The organism is Mycobacterium gordonae, assembly GCF_001417955.2.
In the GTDB taxonomy this organism is placed as follows: domain Bacteria; phylum Actinomycetota; class Actinomycetes; order Mycobacteriales; family Mycobacteriaceae; genus Mycobacterium; species Mycobacterium gordonae_B.
This window is the reverse complement of record NZ_LKTM01000090.1, coordinates 18,129-36,757: the sequence shown is the minus strand read 5'-3', so window position 1 is coordinate 36,757 and position 18,629 is coordinate 18,129. Positions and strand designations below refer to the sequence as shown.

Annotated in this window: 18 protein-coding genes and 2 pseudogenes; 15 read left to right on the top strand and 5 right to left on the bottom strand. The window is 67.6% G+C overall.

Going from position 1 to position 18,629, the window contains the following annotated elements; genetic code table 11:
• Positions 1–129: 129 nt before the first annotated feature.
• The 5 genes from ffh (at position 130) to AO501_RS09975 (ending at position 6,989) form a co-directional block, all read left to right on the top strand.
• Positions 130–1,686, top strand: a complete 1,557-nt coding sequence (gene ffh / locus AO501_RS09995; RefSeq protein ID WP_055577566.1) for a signal recognition particle protein — start codon at positions 130–132, stop codon at positions 1,684–1,686.
• A 7-nt stretch (positions 1,687–1,693) separates the two neighbouring features.
• Entirely contained in the window at positions 1,694–2,776 is a 1,083-nt protein-coding gene (locus AO501_RS09990; protein ID WP_055577565.1) for a metal-dependent hydrolase family protein, read from the top strand.
• A 64-nt stretch (positions 2,777–2,840) separates the two neighbouring features.
• The gene (locus AO501_RS09985; RefSeq protein WP_055577564.1) at positions 2,841–4,523 is read left to right on the top strand and encodes a serine/threonine protein kinase; all 1,683 of its coding nucleotides are present in this window, start codon (positions 2,841–2,843) and stop codon (positions 4,521–4,523) included.
• 59 nt (positions 4,524–4,582) lie between these two features.
• Positions 4,583–6,388 (top strand): N-acyl-D-amino-acid deacylase family protein, encoded by a 1,806-nt coding sequence (locus AO501_RS09980; protein ID WP_197419813.1) that lies wholly within the window; start codon positions 4,583–4,585, stop codon positions 6,386–6,388.
• A 1-nt stretch (position 6,389) separates the two neighbouring features.
• Positions 6,390–6,989, top strand: a complete 600-nt coding sequence (locus AO501_RS09975) for a TetR/AcrR family transcriptional regulator (protein WP_055577562.1) — start codon at positions 6,390–6,392, stop codon at positions 6,987–6,989.
• 84 nt (positions 6,990–7,073) lie between these two features.
• Here AO501_RS09975 and mmaA2 read toward each other — a convergent pair.
• Positions 7,074–7,938, bottom strand: a pseudogene (mmaA2, locus tag AO501_RS09970) (cyclopropane mycolic acid synthase MmaA2).
• An 87-nt stretch (positions 7,939–8,025) separates the two neighbouring features.
• Positions 8,026–8,904 carry a D-alanyl-D-alanine carboxypeptidase family protein gene (locus AO501_RS09965; protein WP_055577561.1) on the bottom strand — a complete coding sequence of 293 codons (879 nt, stop codon included), beginning with the start codon at positions 8,902–8,904 and terminating at the stop codon, positions 8,026–8,028.
• A 44-nt stretch (positions 8,905–8,948) separates the two neighbouring features.
• Here AO501_RS09965 and AO501_RS09960 point away from each other — a divergent pair, with 44 nt between their 5' ends.
• The 5 genes from AO501_RS09960 (at position 8,949) to trmD (ending at position 11,581) form a co-directional block, all read left to right on the top strand.
• Positions 8,949–9,368, top strand: a complete 420-nt coding sequence (locus AO501_RS09960) for a nuclear transport factor 2 family protein (RefSeq protein ID WP_055577560.1) — start codon at positions 8,949–8,951, stop codon at positions 9,366–9,368.
• Between the two features lie 264 nt (positions 9,369–9,632).
• Complete coding sequence (rpsP, locus tag AO501_RS09955) at positions 9,633–10,115, top strand: 30S ribosomal protein S16 (RefSeq protein WP_055577559.1); 483 nt, start codon at positions 9,633–9,635, stop codon at positions 10,113–10,115.
• Positions 10,116–10,123: 8 nt separating this feature from the next.
• Complete coding sequence (locus AO501_RS09950) at positions 10,124–10,366, top strand: RNA-binding protein (RefSeq protein WP_036354608.1); 243 nt, start codon at positions 10,124–10,126, stop codon at positions 10,364–10,366.
• Between the two features lie 10 nt (positions 10,367–10,376).
• Positions 10,377–10,898, top strand: a complete 522-nt coding sequence (gene rimM, locus AO501_RS09945) for a ribosome maturation factor RimM (RefSeq protein ID WP_055577558.1) — start codon at positions 10,377–10,379, stop codon at positions 10,896–10,898.
• On the top strand, positions 10,895–11,581 hold the full coding sequence (gene trmD / locus AO501_RS09940; RefSeq protein ID WP_055577557.1) for a tRNA (guanosine(37)-N1)-methyltransferase TrmD: 687 nt from the start codon (positions 10,895–10,897) through the stop codon (positions 11,579–11,581). Before rimM ends, trmD begins: the two co-directional genes overlap by 4 nt.
• A gap of 75 nt (positions 11,582–11,656) precedes the next feature.
• Here the strand turns inward: trmD and AO501_RS09935 are convergent, their stop codons facing one another.
• Entirely contained in the window at positions 11,657–12,616 is a 960-nt protein-coding gene (locus tag AO501_RS09935; RefSeq protein ID WP_055577556.1) for a hypothetical protein, read from the bottom strand.
• Between the two features lie 381 nt (positions 12,617–12,997).
• Here AO501_RS09935 and rplS point away from each other — a divergent pair, with 381 nt between their 5' ends.
• The 4 genes and pseudogenes from rplS to AO501_RS09915 all read left to right on the top strand — a co-directional run bounded on the left by rplS (position 12,998) and on the right by AO501_RS09915 (position 15,310).
• Positions 12,998–13,339, top strand: coding sequence for a 50S ribosomal protein L19 (gene rplS / locus AO501_RS09930; protein WP_044510756.1), 342 nt, complete (start codon positions 12,998–13,000; stop codon positions 13,337–13,339).
• Between the two features lie 57 nt (positions 13,340–13,396).
• Positions 13,397–14,251 (top strand): signal peptidase I, encoded by an 855-nt coding sequence (gene lepB / locus AO501_RS09925; RefSeq protein ID WP_055577555.1) that lies wholly within the window; start codon positions 13,397–13,399, stop codon positions 14,249–14,251.
• A 2-nt stretch (positions 14,252–14,253) separates the two neighbouring features.
• Positions 14,254–15,005 (top strand): annotated as a pseudogene (locus AO501_RS09920) (ribonuclease HII).
• On the top strand, positions 15,005–15,310 hold the full coding sequence (locus tag AO501_RS09915; RefSeq protein WP_012393608.1) for a DUF2469 domain-containing protein: 306 nt from the start codon (positions 15,005–15,007) through the stop codon (positions 15,308–15,310). The pseudogene AO501_RS09920 and the gene AO501_RS09915 overlap by 1 nt, the downstream one beginning before the upstream one ends.
• A gap of 8 nt (positions 15,311–15,318) precedes the next feature.
• Here the strand turns inward: AO501_RS09915 and AO501_RS09910 are convergent, their stop codons facing one another.
• Together AO501_RS09910 and AO501_RS09905 are read right to left on the bottom strand one after the other, a co-directional pair.
• Complete coding sequence (locus tag AO501_RS09910) at positions 15,319–16,071, bottom strand: GAF and ANTAR domain-containing protein (protein ID WP_055577553.1); 753 nt, start codon at positions 16,069–16,071, stop codon at positions 15,319–15,321.
• Between the two features lie 57 nt (positions 16,072–16,128).
• Positions 16,129–17,487: a WS/DGAT/MGAT family O-acyltransferase gene (locus AO501_RS09905; protein WP_055577552.1), complete on the bottom strand. Its 1,359-nt coding sequence runs from the start codon at positions 17,485–17,487 to the stop codon at positions 16,129–16,131.
• Between the two features lie 127 nt (positions 17,488–17,614).
• Here AO501_RS09905 and AO501_RS09900 point away from each other — a divergent pair, with 127 nt between their 5' ends.
• The gene (locus AO501_RS09900) at positions 17,615–18,607 is read left to right on the top strand and encodes an NAD-dependent epimerase/dehydratase family protein (RefSeq protein WP_055577551.1); all 993 of its coding nucleotides are present in this window, start codon (positions 17,615–17,617) and stop codon (positions 18,605–18,607) included.
• Positions 18,608–18,629 lie beyond the last annotated feature (22 nt).

Below are 18,629 nucleotides of genomic sequence, written 5' to 3'. Positions count from 1 at the left end.
GAAAGGGTCGACGGGCTTGCGCCGAGACTGAAACCAGGTAGGGCAGCGCCGGCGTGTCGGCTGCCTCGTTGCAGTGTCGCGGGAGCACGGGATGCGCCGGTCCGCGCCCCGACCATTAGGCTGGCGGTCGTGTTTGAATCGCTCTCCGACCGGTTGACCGGTGCCCTGGCGGGGTTGCGCGGCAAGGGCCGCCTGACCGACGCCGATATCGAGGCCACCACCCGCGAAATCCGGCTCGCGCTACTGGAAGCCGACGTCTCGCTGCCCGTCGTCCGGGCATTCGTCCACCGGATCAAGGAGCGCGCCCGCGGCCACGAGGTCTCCGGCGCCCTCAACCCGGCGCAGCAGGTCGTCAAGATCGTCAACGAGGAACTGATCGGCATCCTCGGTGGTGAGACGCGTGAGATCGCCTACGCCAAGAACCCCCCGACGGTGATCATGCTCGCCGGTCTGCAGGGTTCCGGTAAGACGACGCTGGCGGGCAAACTGGCCTTCCGGCTCAAGAACCAGGGCCACACGCCGCTGCTGGTCGCCTGCGACCTGCAGCGCCCCGCCGCCGTCAACCAGCTACAGGTCGTCGGCCAGCGGGCCGGGGTGCCGGTATTTGCGCCGCACCCCGGAGCGTCACCCGAGTCCGGCCCTGGCGACCCGGTCGCGGTCGCCGCCGCGGGTATCGCCGAAGCCAAGGCCAAGCATTTCGACTTCGTCATCGTCGACACCGCCGGCCGCCTCGGCATCGACGAGGAGTTGATGGCCCAGGCCGCGGCCATCCGCGACGCCGTCAACCCCGACGAGACCCTCTTCGTCCTGGACGCGATGATCGGTCAGGACGCCGTCGCCACCGCCCAGGCCTTCGGCGAAGGCGTCGGCTTCACCGGCGTGGTGCTGACCAAGCTGGACGGCGACGCCCGTGGTGGCGCGGCCCTGTCGGTCCGCGAAGTGACCGGCGTGCCAATACTTTTCGCCTCCACCGGTGAGAAATTCGAGGACTTCGACGTCTTCCACCCCGACCGGATGGCCAGCCGCATCCTGGGTATGGGCGACGTGCTGAGCCTGATCGAACAGGCCGAGCAGGTCTTCGACGCCCAACAGGCCGAGGCTGCCGCCGCCAAGATCGGTGCCGGTGAGCTGACGCTGGAGGACTTCCTCGAGCAGATGCTGGCCGTCCGCAAGATGGGCCCGATCGGCAACCTGCTCGGCATGCTGCCCGGCGGCGCGCAGATGAAGGACGCGCTGGCCGAGGTCGACGACAAGAGCCTCGACCGCATCCAGGCGATCATCCGCGGCATGACGCCGGCCGAGCGGGCCGATCCGAAGATCATCAACGCCTCGCGGCGGCTGCGCATCGCCAACGGCTCCGGTGTCACCGTCTCCGAGGTCAACCAGTTGGTCGACCGCTTTTTCGAAGCCCGCAAGATGATGTCCTCGATGCTGGGCGGCATGGGAATCCCCGGGCTGGGCCGTAAATCGGCGACGCGCAAATCACGCAGCTCGAAGGGCAAGAAGGGCAAGAAGGGCGCCCGCGGACCGACGCCGCCGAAGACGCGCAGCCCGTTCGGCGCGGGCATGCCCGGCATGCCGGCAGGGTTCCCGGACCTGTCGCAGATGCCGGAGGGCCTCAACGAACTGCCGCCCGGGCTGGCCGACTTCGACCTGTCCAAGCTGAAGTTCCCCGGCCAGAAGTAGCCGCGCAGTGCGGCTGCACGTGCGGGGGCTGGGTCTGCCCGGCGACGTCGTCACCGAACTGTGGATAGTCGACGGCCGCATCAGCGCCGAACCGGTGTCCGGCGCCGACACCGTCTTCGATGGCGGCTGGATCCTGCCGGGGCTGGTGGACGCTCACTGCCACGTCGGGCTCGGTGAGCACGGCGCCGTCGAACTCGACGAAGCGATCGCCCAGGCCGAAGCCGAACGTGACGCCGGGGCACTGTTGTTGCGCGACTGCGGCTCACCGATCGACACCCGCAGCCTCGACGACCACCACGACCTGCCCCGCATCATCCGCGCCGGACGGCACCTGGCCCGGCCCAAGCGCTACATCCCCGGTCTGGCCGCCGACATGGAAGACGAATCGCAGCTGCCGGATGCCGTCGCCGAGCAGGCCCGCCGCGGCGACGGGTGGATCAAGCTGGTCGGCGACTGGATCGACCGGGGGATCGGCGACCTGGCGCCGCTGTGGTCCGACGACGTGCTCAAAGCCGCGATCGACACCGCACACGCCCACGGTGCCCGCGTGACCGCGCACGTCTTCGGCGAGGACGCGCTGCCGGGCCTGATCAAAGCCGGGATCGACTGCATCGAGCACGGCACCGGTCTCACCGACGAGACGATCGAGCTCATGGTCGAACACGGCACCGCGCTGGTGCCTACCTTGATCAACCTGGAGAACTTCCCGGGTATCGCCGATGCCGCGGTCCGCTACCCGAAGTACGCCGCGCACATGCGCGACCTCTACGACCGCGGCTATCCGCGGGTGGCCGCGGCGCGTGACGCCGGCGTCCCGGTCTACGCCGGCAGCGACGCGGGCGGCATGATCAGGCACGGGCGCATCGCCGACGAGGTCGACGCGCTGCGCCGGATCGGCATGACCGCCGAGGAAGCGCTGGGGGCGGCATGCTGGGACGCCCGCCGCTGGCTGGGCCGGCCGGGTCTGGACCACGGCGCTTCGGCCGACCTGGTGTGCTACGCCGACGATCCCCGCCGGGGTCCCGACGTGCTGAATCGGCCGGACTTGGTGATCCTGCGCGGCACCGTGTTCCGGCCCGGACGATCCTAGATTTCGCTCAGTGTTAGCCGTGCGCTGCCGCACCTGGCCGCACCGAGATGGTTACCATCGCTAAATGGCGTTGGCCAGCGGCGCAACTTTTGCCGGTTACACCGTCGTACGCATGCTGAGATCGTCGGCGACGGGCGAGTTGTACCTGGCCCAGCGCCCGGATCTGCCGGGGTGGCGGATGCTGAAGGTGCTCCCGTTCACACTGTGGGCGGACGGCGACTTCCGCGCCCGGTTCCATCGCGAGAACGTCAGCGTCGCCAACCTCTATCACCTCAACATCGTCGAGGTGCACGAGCGCGGAGAGTTCGACGGACAACTCTGGGTCGCAATGGATTACGTCGACGGCACCGACGCGGCCCAGTTGATGGCCGATCGTTTCCCCGCGGTGCTGCCGGTCAGCGAGGTCGTCGCGATCATCACCGCCGCGGCCGCCGGCCTTGACTTCGCCCATCTGCGGGGCGTGCTGCACCGCGACGTCCGGCCCGCCAACCTGTTGCTGACTACCCCGGGCGCGGGTGAACCGCGAATCATGTTGTCCGACTTCGGGTTACAGCGCCCGCCGGGCGAGAGTGGGTATGCCGCCCCGGAAGAGTTGGCCGGCGCGGCCATCGACGGCCGCGCTGACCAGTACGCGCTGGCCGCCACCGCGGTGCATATGTTCACCGGGGCGCCGCCGGCGCAACCGAAGCCACCCAGGCTCAGCGAGGGGCGCCCGGACCTGGCCCGACTGGACGAGGTGCTCGCCAGGGCGCTGGCTGAAGACCCGGCGGACCGGTTCGGCAGTTGCCGCGAGTTCGCCACGGCGCTCGCGGAACGAGCCGGGATCGTCGACCGCGAGGCGCCCGTCGCGCAACCGGCCGTCGAGCCCGCGTATGTCGTCGACTACCCGGCTTACGCCTGGCCGGAAGCCATTCCCCAACCGTCCGGCGCCGAACCGGCCGCCGGCCCCCCGAGGGGCTTGCTGCGGTCCGCGGCGGGTTCCGCGGCCCGGCGCCTGGACGCGTTCTCGACCGGTTCCCGGGGACCGAGGAGGTTCGGCCCGCGCCGGCTGATGATCGGCGCCGTCGCGCTGTTGTTGCTGGTCGGGTTGTTGGCGGCCGGCATCGCGATCGGGCGCCAAACCAGCGAACCTGCCCCGCAGGCCGGCGGTCCGGTGACCACCTCGAGCACCGCACCCGGCAGCACCCCGGCGGCCGCCCCGCTGCCACTGAACGGCACCTACCGGATCGAGGTGCAACGCTCCCGGCAGACCTTCGACACCAAGCCCACCCCGCAGCCGCCGGACGTCGAGACGTGGTGGGCGATCCGCTCGTCGTGCACCCCCACCCGCTGCCTGGCCGCGGCGACGCTGCTCAGCGACGGCGACCATTCCCGGGAAAAGTCGCCGGACGTGCATCCGCTGCTCCTGGAGTTCATCGACGGCCAGTGGCGATCCCGGGCGGAGACCACAAAATTCTCCTGCGTCGGTCCCACCGGTCAGGCGAGCGCCCAGACCACCATCCAGGTGCTCACGCTGCAGCCGCAACCGGAGGGTGACCTCGTCGGGGAGATGGCCATCACCGTGAAGAGCAATGAATGCAGTCAACTGGGCGGCCTCATCCGCATCCCCACCGTGGCCAGCCGCGACGGTGACATCCCACCCGCCGTGAACGTGCCCGACCCCGTGACGGTCACTCCGGCGACGACGCCCGCAACGACGGCGACGACGCAAACGCCGACATCAAGCCCCTCGGGGCCGGGCGGTTGAACGACCCCGATAAAAAGATTGCGAGCGTTCACTCTCTATGTTAACTTCGAGCCAAGCCCATTCGACTTGGAGGAACAGTGACTTACGACGTGATCGTCCGCGACGGCCTGTGGTTCGACGGAACGGGTGCCAAACCCCAGATCCGGACGCTGGGCATCCGCGATGGCGTGGTGGCCACGGTCTCGGCCGGTCCGCTGGACGAGACCGGCTGCCCCGAGGTGATCGACGCGGCGGGGAAGTGGATCGCGCCGGGATTCATCGACGTCCACACCCACTACGACGCCGAGATCCTGCTCGACCCGGGCCTGCGGGAATCGGTGCGGCACGGCATCACCACGTTGCTGCTAGGGAACTGCTCGCTGTCGACGGTTTACGCCAACTCCGAGGACGCCGCCGACCTGTTCAGCCGCGTCGAGGCGGTGCCGCGCGACTTCGTCTTGAAAACGCTGCAGGACAACAAGACCTGGTCCTCGCCCGCGGAGTACATCGCCGCTCTGGACGCACTGCCGCTGGGGCCCAACGTGAGCTCGATGCTGGGCCACTCGGACCTGCGGGCCTCGGTGCTGGGCCTCGAACGCGCCACCGACGAAACCGTGCGGCCCACCGACGCCGAGCTGGACAAGATGGCCCGGCTGCTCGACGAGGCGCTGGATGCCGGCATGCTCGGCATGTCCGGAATGGACGCGCCGATCGACAAGCTGGACGGCGACCGTTTCCGCTCGCGGGCGCTGCCGTCCACCTTCGCGACATGGCGCGAACGGCGCCGGCTGATCAAGGTGCTGCGCAAGCGCGGCCGCATCCTGCAGAGCGCTCCCAACGTCAACAGCCCGGTGTCGCCGCTGATGTTCTTCCTCACCAGCAGCCGGCTGCTCAACCGCAAAAAGGGAGTGCGGATGAGCATGCTGGTGTCGGCGGACGCCAAGTCGATGCCGCTGGTGGTGCACCTGTTCGGACGGGGTACCCGGTTGCTCAACAAGGTGCTGGGCGCCAGCGTGCGCTTCCAGCACCTGCCGGTGCCGTTCGAATTGTATTCCGACGGAATCGATCTGCCGGTCTTCGAGGAGTTCGGCGCCGGCACGGCCGCCCTGCACCTGCGGGATCAACTGCAGCGCAACGAGTTGCTGGCCGACGAGGAGTACCGCCGCCGGTTCCGCCGGCAGTTCGACCGCCGCAAGCTCGGGCCGTCGCTGTGGCACCGCGATTTCCACGACGCGGTGATCGTGGAGTGCCCCGATGAATCGTTGATCGGCAAGAGTTTCGGCGCCATCGCCGACGAGCGGGGACTGCATCCGCTGGACGCCTTCCTGGATATTCTCGTCGAGAACGGCGAACGCAACGTGCGGTGGACCACCACCGTCGCCAACCACCGGCCCCGGCAGCTCGACAAGCTGGCGGCTGACCCCAGCATCCACATGGGCTTCTCCGACGCCGGCGCACACCTGCGCAACATGGCCTTCTACAACTTCCCGCTGCGGCTGCTCAAGCGTGTGCGAGACGCGCAGCAAGCCGGGCGGCCGTTCCTGACCCCCGAACGAGCGATATACCGCCTGACCGCAGAAGTGGCGGAGTGGTTCGGGATCAACGCCGGCACGCTGCGCGAGGGTGACCGCGCCGACTTCGTCGTGATCGACCCCGCTCATCTGGACAGCTCGGTGGACTCCTACAACGAGGAGGCGGTGCCCTTCTACGGCGGCCTGCGGCGCATGGTCAACCGCAACGACGCGACCGTGATCGCCACGGGTGTGGGCGGTGCCGTCGTCTTCCGCAGCGGGCAGTTCCGCGAGGGCTTCGGTCAGACCCTGAAGTCCGGTCGCTACCTGCGCGCGGGTGAGCGGCGGCCGGCTTCGATGAGCCTGTCCGCCTGACATGGCCCGAACCCAGCAGCAACGCCGGGAGGAGACGGTCGGCCGGCTCCTGCAGGCCTGTATCGACACCATCGTCGAGGTCGGATATGCCCGTGCCTCGGCCGCCCTGATCACCAAGAGGGCCGGAGTGTCGGTGGGCGCCCTGTTCCGCCACTTCGAAACGATGGGCGATTTCATGGCGGCAACGGCGTCGGAGGTGCTGCGCCGCCAGCTGGAGACGTTCACCAAGCAGGTCGCGGAGATACCGGCCGACCGGCCGGCGCTGGACGCGGCGCTGGCCATCCTGCGCGACATCACCTCCGGTTCGATCAATGCGGTGCTCTACGAGCTGATGATCGCCGCGCGCACTGACGAGAAGCTCAAAGCCACGTTGCAACATGAGTTGTGGCAGTACCGGGCGAAGATGTACGACGCTGCGCGGGCAATGCCCGGGACGGAGAACATCCCCGAAGACACCCTTCCGGTACTGGTGGCACTGCTGACCAATGTCTTCGACGGTGCGGCCGTGGTGGAAGGCGTATTGCCGCAACCCGAGATCGCCGAGCGGCGGATTCCGGTGTTGAGCGAGCTGATGACCGCGGTGTGGCGGCCACCGGCCTGACGCCGAGCAGACGCAAAGTCGCACAATCGCAAGCGATTGAGTGCGAGTTCGTGTCTGCTCGCGTGGGCGGCCGGACCGGGCGCGCTATTTCTGCAAGGTGAACTGGTTGACGTCGATATAGCCGTCCCGGAAGAGCTTGGCGCAGCCGGTCAGGTAGTGCAGGTAACGGTCGTACACCTCCTCGGACTGGAGTTCGACGGCCCGATCCTTGTGTGCGGCAAGGGCTTCGGCCCACAGATCGAGAGTCCGCGCGTAGTGCGGCTGTAGTGACTGGTTGCGGGTCAGCGTGAAACCCGTACCGGCGGAATGCTCTTCGACCATCTCGACGATCGGCGGGGCGCCGCCCGGAAAGATCTGGGTCTTGATGAAGTGGAAGAACCGGATCACCCGCAGGGTCAGGGGGCAGGCCCCGGTCGGTCATCTGCTGCTTGGTGAAGCCGGTGATCGTGTGCAGCATCAGCACGCCGTCGGCGGGCAGGATCCGGTGAGCCTTCGCGAAGAAGTCGGCGTGCCGGTCGTGACCGAAGTGCTCGAAGGCGCCGATCGACACGATGCGGTCGACGGGTTCGTCGAACTGTTCCCAGCCCTGCAGCAGCACGCGCCTGGCGCGTGGGCTGTCCAACTGGTCGAACGACTTCTGCACGTACGCCGCCTGATTCTTCGACAGTGTCAGGCCGACGACGTTGACGTCGTACTGTTCGATGGCCCGGCGCAGGGTGGCGCCCCAGCCGCAGCCCACGTCCAGAAGCGTCATCCCGGGCTGCAGACCCAGTTTGCCCAGTGACAGGTCGATCTTGGCGAGCTGCGCCTGTTCGAGCGTCATTTCTTCGCGCTCGAAGAACGCGCAGCTGTACGTCTGAGTCGGGTCCAGAAACAGCTGGAAGAACTCGTCAGACAGGTCGTAGTGCGCTTGCACGTCGTCAAAATGTGGCGTCAGGGCGTTAACCATAAGGCTGGTCAGCGTACGCCGGCGCCGGACGCGCGGACCCGGAAAACGCGGCGTGATGCTTTGCTGTGACCGGAGCGTGCCCCGCTGTTACAACGAGCCGATACCGGCCTGCGGGCCGAGCGCGAAGCCCCAGTCGAACAGGCCGGCCGCCTGATCCCAGTACGTCGGCCCGCCCTCTTTGACCAGCCCGTACATCATGGCGATCACCAGTCGGCGGCCACCACGGGCTGCCGCGCCGACGAAAGTCTTGCGCGCGGCGTTGGTGAATCCGGTCTTGCCGCCGATGGCACCCGGATACCGGGCCAGCAGCTCATCCTGGTTCAGGATCGGTTGGTCCCCGTTCTCGCCGGGAAACATCGCCGACGGCTCGGCGGTGATGTTGGCGAAAGTCGGGTTGGCCATGGCCGCGCGGAAGATCACCGCGAGGTCGTGCGCCGTCGACGAGCCGGAGCCGTCGGGTCCGTCCAGGCCCGACGGCGTCGCCGCATGGGTGTTCGACGCCCCCAGCGAGGCGGCCTTGGCATTCATCTTGGCCACCGCGACCTCCTGGCCGCCCAGCATGTCAGCCAGCGTGTTGGCGGCGTCGTTGCCCGACACCAGCAGCAGACCGTCCAGCAGTTGGCGCGCGGTGTAACTGTGGCCGACTTTGACCCCGACGCAGTTGCACTCCACCGCGGTGTCCGTCAGGTCCGCGACCACCGTTGTGTTCAGCGGCACCTCATCGAGTACGACCAGCGCCAGCAGCACCTTGATGGTGCTCGCCGGCGGGTGGGCGACGTTCTGCTCGCGTCCGGCCAGGACCTGACCGCTGTCCATGTCGGCGACGATCCAGGTCTGGGCGGGGCCGTCGGGGATCGGCATCGAACCTGCTGCCTGCTGAACGTCGGTGTCGGCGCCGGAAACCGGGGCCGCGCCGAGGAAGGTGACGCAGAGCAGCGCGGCGGCGATGGCCATGAGCTTTCGCATGGGCGCAGATTTTATCGCCTGCGGCCGCGGTGTTGAATCGAGACATGTTGAGCCTGGAAGAGATATCCGACCGTCTGGAGATCCAGCAGCTTCTCGTCGATTACTCGTCGGCGATCGACCAGCGCCGGTTCGACGACCTGGACAAGGTCTTCACGCCGGACGCCTACATCGACTACACGGCCCTGGGAGGAATCGCCGGGGAGTACCCGGAAGTCAAGAAGTGGCTGTCGGAGGTGCTGCCGAACTTCCCGGTGTACTCGCACATGCTGGGCAACTTCTCGGTCCGCATCGACGGCGACACCGCGTCGTCGCGGGTGATCTGCTTCAACCCGATGGTGCTGGGCGGGGAGAAGGACCAGATTCTGTTCTGCGGGTTGTGGTACGACGACGAGTTCGCGCGCACGCCCGAGGGTTGGCGGATGACCCGCCGCGTCGAGACCAAGACCTTCCAGAAGGTCATGTAGCCGGGCTTCGCCTCGGGTCGCACCTCGCCGCGGCGCCGCGCTCTCGCTTCGGGTCCAACGGTGGCGACCCGCAGCGCCCGGCTCCGCCGCGCTTGCGATCGCCACGGCAATTAACGCCGGGGCACCCCGTTCTGGCACAATGGGCCGCTGTCCGCCCCGCGATCACGATCGCCGGGTGGTCACACACGCGAGGCAAAACCGGACCCGGGCAACCCGCCCCGGTCGCTGAATTGCAGCGTGACACCACAGGAGAGTCGCTGAACCATGGCTGTGAAGATCAAGCTCACCCGTCTTGGCAAGATCCGCAATCCCCAGTACCGCATCGCCGTCGCCGACGCGCGCACCCGTCGCGACGGCCGCTCCATCGAGGTCATCGGCCGTTACCACCCGAAGGAAGAGCCGAGCCTGATCGAGATCGACTCCGAGCGCGCGCAGTACTGGCTCGGCGTCGGCGCCCAGCCCACCGAGCCCGTCCTCAAGCTGCTGAAGATCACCGGTGACTGGCAGAAGTTCAAGGGCCTGCCCGGTGCCGAGGGCCGTCTGAAGGTCAAGCCGGCCAAGCCCAGCAAGCTCGAGCTGTTCAATGCCGCGCTGGCAGCCGCCGACGGTGGACCCACCACCGAGGCCGCCAAGCCGAAGAAGAAGTCCGCGCCGAAGAAGGCCGCCAAGGGCGACGAGGCGGCTGCCGACGCACCGGCGGAGGCGCCGGCCGAAGGCACCGAGACCGCCACCGAGACCGAGAGCTGATCGGCGCCATGAGCACCGTCGTGGTCGACGCCGTCGAACACCTGGTCCGTGGCATCGTCGACAACCCTGACGATGTCCGGGTCGATCTGGTGACCAGCCGTCGTGGGCGCACTGTCGAGGTTCACGTCCATCCTGACGACCTGGGCAAGGTGATCGGTCGGGGTGGCCGTACCGCTACCGCGCTGCGCACGCTGGTCGCCGGCATCGGTGGCCGCGGAATCCGCGTCGACGTGGTGGACACCGACCAGTAGCAGCGCTCACATGGAGCTGATCGTCGGGCGCGTGGCGAAAGCGCACGGCATCTCCGGCGAACTCGTCGTCGACGTCCGCACCGACGATCCCGACGTCCGGTTCGCACCGGGCGCCACCTTGCGCGCCCGGAAGCCCCGCGACCCGGGTCCCGCGCACAGCTACGTCGTCGAGAGTGCACGGCCGCACGGGGCCCGGCTGCTGGTGCGCCTGGCCGGCGTCGATGACCGGGATGGCGCTGACGCGATGCGCGGCAGCTTGTTCGTCATCGATTCCGCAGAGCTGCCACCGATCGACGAGCCGGACACCTACTACGACCACCAGTTGGAAGGACTGCGGGTCCGCACCAGGGCGGGCCAGCAGATCGGCGTCGTCGCCGAAGTCCTGCACACGAGCGGCGGTGAGTTGCTGTCGGTCAAGAGCGAATCCGGGGAAGTGCTGGTGCCGTTCGTGAGTGCGATCGTCACGTCGGTGTCGCTGGCTGACGGCACGCTGGAAATCGAACCGCCAGAAGGCCTGTTGGACCTGGGATGAGAATCGACGTCGTCACGATCTTCCCGGCGTACCTGCAGCCGTTGCGAGAATCGTTGCCGGGCAAAGCTATTGCGTCGGGTCTGGTCGACCTGCAGGTGCACGATCTGCGGCGGTGGACCTACGACGTGCATCATTCGGTGGACGACTCGCCCTACGGTGGGGGCCCCGGCATGGTGATGAAGGCACCGGTCTGGGGTGAGGCGCTGGACGAAATCTGTTCGGAGGAAACGCTTCTGGTGGTTCCCAGCCCGGCCGGCGTGCTGTTCGACCAGGCCACCGCCCAGCGGTGGAGCTGCGAGCGGCACCTGGTGTTCGCCTGCGGCCGCTACGAGGGCATCGACCAGCGCGTGGTCGAGGACTCCGCCCGCCGGATGCGGGTCGAAGAGGTGTCAATCGGGGACTACGTGTTGCCCGGCGGTGAGTCGGCGGCCCTGGTGATGATTGAGGCCGTGCTGCGCCTGATGACCGGAGTACTGGGCAATCCCGCGTCGGCTGAGGATGATTCGCACTCGCCGGCGCTGGACCGACTGCTCGAGGGGCCCAGCTATACGCGCCCGCCGAGCTGGCGCGGCCTGGATGTCCCGGAGATTCTGCTATCGGGCGACCACGCCCGAATCGCCGCTTGGCGCCGCGAGGTGTCGCTGCAGCGCACCCGCGACCGCCGCCCCGAACTGCTGGACTGATTTCCCTCGCGAGCAGACGCAAACTCGCATGAAATCCGCCGAACCAGTGCGAGTTTGCGGCTGCTCGCGCCAGAACTAGATGCGGCCGTTGGGGAAGATCGTCTTGACGGCCTGGGTGATCGTCTCACGTGCCGTTGCGTCGTCGGAGGGCTGCAGCGACTCGATCACCATGATGTAGCGACGGTCTTTGCCGATCACGCCGGTCGACAGATGCATCCAGTCGGCGCCGATGCAACACATCCAACCTTGCTTCACCGCAACCGGTTCGGCATACAGCCCCTCGGGAATGCCGAACCGCTGAGGGTAGCCGTCGACTCCCGTCGGGGTCGACTTGGCCAGGTCGTTGACGATCAGCCGGGCCCGCTCCACGGGCAGTCCGCCCGACCCGTCGAGCAGCATTTCGTAGTAGCGGATCAGGTCGGGCGCCGAACTGATGGTGTTCCACCACCGCCCGTCGCTGGGCGGCGCCGTCGACGTCAGCCCGTACCGGCTCGCCACCTGCGTGATGATGGAGTCGCCGCCGTCCTGGCCCCAGAAACGCTCTGCCGCGCCGTCATCGGACGACTGCAACATCACGTCCAGCGACTGGCGGTCGTCGGGGGAGAGCACCGACCTGCCTTCGGCCTCGCGCAGCAGCAGATCATCGGCGATGAACAGCTTGGCCACCGACGCCGTGGCGATGATCTGGCTGTTGCCGTTGGAGACCAGCTCGTGTGTGGCGCGGTCGAGGATGGCCACCGCGAGGGTCGCGCCGCTCGCCGCGGCCTGGTCGGTGGCCTGCTTGATGCGTGCCTGCACGCCGGTCAGCCCGCCCGCGGCCAGGGTGGTCGGCAGCGCCATCGGCTGTCCGGTCGGGGTGATGGAGCGCAGCAGCAGCTCGACCAGCTGCTGCTGAGGCTGTGGCTGGGGCTGAGCCGCGGTCCGGTCCGTCGAGTAGCTGAACGCCTTCGCGTGCACCGTCGCCTCGCAACCGGCGGCCACCACCAACGCCGCCGCCGCCAGGGCGGAAAGCAACGTCAGCGGCCGGGCTCGCATGGCACTCCTTCGGCATCCTCGGGCTTCTTCAAGGCATCCGTTCGGGGCGGGCCGCGGCGCATTTCCGAGTCAGCTGCCCCGGGAATGCGGCTCGGCGGGTCCTTGGCAAGGGTTCGGATCCGCGCGGTTCGACCCCAGCTATATGTACCACTTGCAGGCGGTTTAGGGCGGGCGCGAACCACTACAGTTTCCTGTGATTTTCACTGCATGCGCCCCGTCTGGCACAATTGGCCAGTTGTCTTTCAGCGGTTGTCGGCGGGCCGGGTGCCTACCGCCTGCTGAGAGGTACACCCAAGAAGCCCTAACCATCGGCTTGGTGACCGTCGCACGCCTGCGTGCGCGCGGCTCGCGAAGCCGCGACCCCGAGGAAGTGTCTTTCCAATGAACAGGCTGGACTTCGTCGACCAGGCGTCGCTGCGCGACGACATCCCCGCCTTCAACCCGGGCGACACCATCAACGTGCACGTCAAGGTGATCGAGGGCGCCAAGGAGCGCATCCAGGTCTTCAAGGGCGTGGTGATCCGTCGGCAGGGTGGCGGCATCCGCGAGACGTTCACCGTGCGCAAGGAGAGCTATGGCGTCGGTGTCGAGCGGACCTTCCCGGTCCACTCGCCAAACATCGACCACATCGAGGTGGTCACCCGTGGCGACGTCCGCCGCGCCAAGCTGTACTACCTGCGTGAGCTCCGCGGCAAGAAGGCCAAGATCAAGGAAAAGCGCTGACCGCGGTCGCGACCCGGCGTCCACAGCCGTACGCCCTGTGCTGGCTACGCTGATCTCGTGACTGACACTGAGGATTCCCCTCCGGAGGACTCACCCTCGGAGCGCCAGCCGGACGCCGGCAAGTCGGAGTCGACGGTGCCGAAGACCGACACGTCGGGCGGGACCGACTCGGATCCCAAGCCGAAGGGCAAGAAGGAAAAGCCCGAGAAGCGGTCGACGCTGCGGGAGTTGACCACGCTCGCGGTCGTCGCGATCGTTCTCTACTACGTGATGCTGACGTTCGTCGCGCGTCCGTACCTGATTCCGTCCGAGTCGATGGAACCCACCCTGCACGGCTGCTCCACGTGTGTCGGCGACCGCATCATGGTCGACAAACTGACCTACCGGTTCAGCTCTCCGAAACCGGGTGACGTCATCGTCTTCAAGGGACCACCGTCGTGGAATATCGGCTACAAGTCGATCCGTTCGCCCAACACCGCGCTGCGCTGGGCCCAGAACGTGCTGTCCTTCATCGGTTTCGTACCGCCCGACGAGAACGACCTGGTCAAGCGGGTGATCGCGGTCGGTGGGCAGACGGTGGCCTGCCGCGCGGATACCGGCCTGACGGTCAATGGCAAGCCGGTGAAGGAGCCGTACCTGGACCCGTCCACCATGATGGCCGATCCGTCGGTCTATCCCTGCCTGGGCAGCGAGTTCGGCCCTGTCAAGGTGCCGGAGGGGCGGCTGTGGGTAATGGGCGACAACCGGACCCACTCGGCGGATTCGCGCGCGCACTGCCCGATGCAGTGCACCGGTGACCCGACGGCGGGCACCGTGCCGGTCGCCAATGTCATCGGCAAGGCCAGGTTCATCGTGTGGCCGCCGAAGCGATGGGGTGGTGTGGGTTCGATTGACCCCCAGCAGGGTCAGTGACCATGGCCACCACCTGGCCGCCCCGCACGGTGATTCGCAAGTCCGGAGGGCTGCGCACCCTGGAATCGGCGCTCTACCGCAATGGTCTGGGCCCCGTCGCCGGAGTGGACGAAGTGGGCCGCGGGGCCTGCGCCGGGCCGCTGGTCGTGGCGGCCTGCGTGCTGGGCCCTGGACGTCTGGAAAGCCTTGCTGCTCTTGATGATTCGAAGAAGCTGACCGAAAAGGCCCGGGAGAAGCTGTTCCCGCTGATCCGCCGGTACGCGCTGGCCTATCACGTGGTGTTCATCCCGTCGACCGAGGTGGACCGCCGCGGTGTGCACGTGGCCAACATCGAGGGCATGCGGCGCGCGGTGGCCGGTCTGTCGTTGCGGCCGGGATACGTCCTGAGCGACGGCTTCCGGGTACCCGGCCTGTCGGTCCCGTCGCTGCCGGTGATCGGTGGTGACGCGGCGGCCGCCTGTATCGCCGCGGCCAGCGTGCTGGCGAAAGTCAGCCGGGACAGGTTGATGGTCGCCATGGACGCCGAGCACCCCGGCTACGGCTTCGCCGACCACAAGGGCTACAGCACGCCCGCGCACAGCCGCGCGCTGGCCCAGCTGGGTCCATGCCCGCAGCACCGGTATTCGTTCATCAACGTGCGGCGGGTCGCGACCGGCGGCACGGCCGAGTTCGTGGCCGAGTGCCCGGGCGATGGCGGCGATTTCCGTTGAGAGAAGATGGGGCAGCAGCTCCGGGAGAAGGACGTCTGAACTGATGAGTGCAGAGGATCTCGAGAAGTACGAAACCGAGATGGAGCTCTCGCTGTACCGCGAATACAAAGACATCGTCGGTCAGTTCAGCTATGTCGTGGAGACCGAGCGTCGCTTCTATCTCGCCAACAGCGTGGAGATGGTGCCGCGCAACGCCGACGGCGAAGTGTATTTCGAACTGCGGCTGGCCGACGCGTGGGTGTGGGACATGTACCGGCCGGCCCGCTTCGTCAAGCAGGTGCGGGTGGTCACGTTCAAAGACGTCAACATCGAAGAGGTCGAGAAGCCCGAATTGCGGCTGCCCGAATAGCGGCCCGGCTAGGACGCGTCCTCTTCGGAGTCCGGCAGGTTGCCGCGGGACTCGATGACCTTGCGGGCGACGTCGGCGAGCTTGATGTTCAGGCCCTGCGAGTGGCGGCGCAGCAGATCGAAGGCGTCGTCCTCGTTCATGTCGTGCAGCATCATCAGCATGCCGACGGCCTTGCCGATCTCCCGGTTGCTCAGCAGCCCCCGGCGCAGGCTGGTGGCGTCCTCGCCGTGCGCGATGGCGTTGATGGCGACGCTGGCGAAGGAGGCCAGCACCGCGGCCCGGCCCGCGGCCTCCGAGTCGAAGACGTTGGGCTTTTCGCTGAACAGGTTCAGTGCGGCGCCCTTGCGCTTGTCGATCAGCAGCCGGAACCCCATGGCACCGCGCACCGGTGTCTCCTCGACCAGGCGGGCGGCGAAATGTGGCCACTGGTTCGGCTTGGTCAGGTCCGGCTCGACCTGCGGCGTTTCTTCCTCGATCGCATCGATGCAGGGGCCGTCACCGGAACGGCGTTCGAGGTCGTCGACACGGTGGGCGAGCCGCGAACTGGCGCCGACGGTGACGTAGCGGTCGTCGCGCTTGACCAGCAGGCTGGCGTGGTCACAACCCGGGACCACCAGGGTGGCCGCCACACAGATCGCGGCATACATCTGGGTCGCATCCGAACCCTGGTAGATGATCTCGGCAAGGGCGGCGAAAACCGTTGCCGGGTCAGCCGTGAGTGCACCCGGTGCTGCACTCGCGGCGGTGGGTTCGTCGGCCACGTCGCTTCCTCCCTTCGGCGCTGCTATGGCCGTAGAGTAGCGGGACCCCGCGCGGCCTCACACGCCGACGGCGCGTTCGAGATCTTTCAGAGACGTCTCCAGGTGACTCAGCATGCGTTGCAGGTGCGGCACACTGCCTCTGGCGCCGACAAGTCCGAAGTCGAGATTCTCGGCGTTGTTGGTCACCGTGATGTTCATCGCCTGACCGTCCAAGGTAATCGACAGCGGGTAGTTGCCGACCATCTGCGCCCCCCGCCAGTACAGCGGCTCTTTGGAACCGGGCACGTTGGAGATCACGATGTTGAACGGTGGCGGGGCGGTGCGAATGAAACCGGGGATAAGTCCGAGGAACAGACCACCGGTCATGAAGGCGGACAGCGCGAGCTGCTGAACCTTGGGCAGCTGGTTGAACACCTCTTTCTGCTCGCTCATCGACGAGCTGATGCCCTGGATGCGCTTGCCCGCGTCTTCGATGTGGGTGTTCAGGTTGCACAACACGGTTCCCACCGAGTTGCCGCCGGTTTCGGCTTCGCCTTCCTTGCGCAGGCTCACCGGAACCATCGCGATCAGTGGCGTGTCCGGCAGCGCGTTCTGTTCGATCAGGTAGGTGCGGAGTGCACCGGCTGACATGGCCAGCACGACGTCGTTGAAAGACGCGTTTGCCGCATCCTTCACCGCGAAGATCCGTTCCAGCGGCCACGACTGGGCGGCGATGCGGCGGGCGCCGCCGATCCGGACGTTGAACATCGTCTTGGGCGCCCGGAAGGGAAACGTCAGCTGCTGTTCCAGTAGGGCCGCTCGGGCCAGTGACAAGGTGGACGGCGCGAGGGCGGCGGTCGATCGCACGGTGTCGGTCAGCGCGTCCAGCGGCGACGACTTCTGACCGCCTCCGGGGCGATGGCGTGGCTTGAGCTCCCAGGGCACCCGCACCTCGTCGTCGTCCGGATTGTCGGTGAAAGCGCGTTGCATCAACCGCAAGGCGGACACGCCGTCCATCAGCGAATGGTGGAACTTGGTGTACACCGCGTAGCGCCCGTCGTTGAGGCCCTCCACCAGGTGCGCCTCCCACAGCGGCCGGTGGCGGTCGAGCAGGCTGCCGTGCAGCCGCGACGCCAGTTCGAGCAACTCGCGGACCCGACCCGGCCGCGGCAGTGCGGAGCGCCGGAAGTGGTAGTCGAGTTCGACCTCGCGCTGATGCGACCACGCGAGGTTGGTGACGGGCCCGAAAAACGCCGGGTGCTTGCGGAACGTGGGTTGGACGTCGGTGCACCGCAGCATGGACTCGTAAGCCTCGGTCACGAAGTCGTCGTCGGCGCCTTCCGGTGGCTTGAACAGCTGCAGAGCGCCCACGTGCATGGGGTGTTCGCGCGATTCGCCGACCAGGAACATGGAGTCGGCCGGTGCTATCAGCTGCATGGTTCCTCTTTCGCCGGGATGCCCGATGTGAACGCGCTATGAATAACCATCTGCCGCAGTTCGCACACATCTGTGACCTACGACTTTTTCCGTTTGGCCGGTGACGGCTCTGGGAAGTTTCGTTCAAATGGGAATTACTGTCGCCGTTACCGGCCCGACCGGAGAGATCGGCATCTCGGCCGTCACGGCCCTCGAGCGCGAGCCTGCGGTCAGCACAATCATCGGGATGGCACGCCGGCCGTTCGATCCGCTGTCGCGCGGCTGGACCAAGACGACCTACCTGCAGGGCGACATCCTGGACCGGGAGGCCGTCGACGCGCTGGTCGCCGACGCCGACGTCGTGGTCCACCTGGCCTTCATCGTCATGGGATCGCGCGAGGAGAGCGAACGGGTCAACCTGCAGGGCACCCGCAACGTCTTCGAGGCGACCGTGGCCGCGCAGCAGGCATCCGGTCAGCCGCGCCGTCTGGTCTACACCTCCTCGGTCGCGGCCTACGGCTACCACTCCGACAACCCGGTGCCGCTGACCGAGGACGTGCCCACCCGGGGTTCCGACGAGCACTACTACTCCGCGCAGAAATCGGCGTGCGAAGCCGTGCTCGCCGAGGTCACCGCGGGTTCACCCCTGGACGTCTTCGTGCTGCGGCCCTGCATCGTCACCGGCCCCGAGGCACCAGCCCTCGCCGATGCGATGCCGTGGAACCAGCTACCCGCTCCGCTGCGGGCGGTGTCGAAGGTGCTGCAGAAACTCAAGCCGGTGATCCCGGATCCGGGTGTGCCGCTGCAACTGGTACACCACGACGACGTCGCCGCCGCCATAGCGCTGGCGGCGGTGGCCCCCGCCCCGCCGGGTGCGTACAACATCGCCGGCAACGGGGTGGTGACGATCAGCGATGTCGCCAGGGCCCTGGGTGGCCGGCCGGTGCGGGTTCCGGCGGCGGCGGCCTCGGCGGCCTCGGCGGCGATCTCCCACCTGCCGTTCGTCCCATCGCTGCTGGAATGGCTGCATGTGGCACGCGCGTCGGTCGTGATGGACACCACCCGGGCCCAGCGCGACCTCGGCTGGCACCCGACGCACACGTCGGCGGAGGCGCTGGAGTCGCTGGCGTCAGCGGTGTGACGCCGGCCTCCTGATCCCAGTC

Bases quoted from the DNA above. Each gene is read 5' to 3' on its own strand.
- AO501_RS09985 (WP_055577564.1), top strand. From the start codon at position 2,841: ATGGCGTTGGCCAGCGGCGCAACTTTTGCCGGTTACACCGTCGTACGC.
- AO501_RS09975 (WP_055577562.1), top strand. From the start codon at position 6,390: ATGGCCCGAACCCAGCAGCAACGCCGGGAGGAGACGGTCGGCCGGCTC.
- AO501_RS09965 (WP_055577561.1), bottom strand. From the start codon at position 8,904: ATGCGAAAGCTCATGGCCATCGCCGCCGCGCTGCTCTGCGTCACCTTC.
- AO501_RS09960 (WP_055577560.1), top strand. From the start codon at position 8,949: ATGTTGAGCCTGGAAGAGATATCCGACCGTCTGGAGATCCAGCAGCTT.
- rpsP (WP_055577559.1), top strand. From the start codon at position 9,633: ATGGCTGTGAAGATCAAGCTCACCCGTCTTGGCAAGATCCGCAATCCC.
- AO501_RS09950 (WP_036354608.1), top strand. From the start codon at position 10,124: ATGAGCACCGTCGTGGTCGACGCCGTCGAACACCTGGTCCGTGGCATC.
- rimM (WP_055577558.1), top strand. From the start codon at position 10,377: ATGGAGCTGATCGTCGGGCGCGTGGCGAAAGCGCACGGCATCTCCGGC.
- trmD (WP_055577557.1), top strand. From the start codon at position 10,895: ATGAGAATCGACGTCGTCACGATCTTCCCGGCGTACCTGCAGCCGTTG.
- AO501_RS09935 (WP_055577556.1), bottom strand. From the start codon at position 12,616: ATGCGAGCCCGGCCGCTGACGTTGCTTTCCGCCCTGGCGGCGGCGGCG.
- rplS (WP_044510756.1), top strand. From the start codon at position 12,998: ATGAACAGGCTGGACTTCGTCGACCAGGCGTCGCTGCGCGACGACATC.
- AO501_RS09915 (WP_012393608.1), top strand. From the start codon at position 15,005: ATGAGTGCAGAGGATCTCGAGAAGTACGAAACCGAGATGGAGCTCTCG.
- AO501_RS09905 (WP_055577552.1), bottom strand. From the start codon at position 17,487: ATGCAGCTGATAGCACCGGCCGACTCCATGTTCCTGGTCGGCGAATCG.
- AO501_RS09900 (WP_055577551.1), top strand. From the start codon at position 17,615: ATGGGAATTACTGTCGCCGTTACCGGCCCGACCGGAGAGATCGGCATC.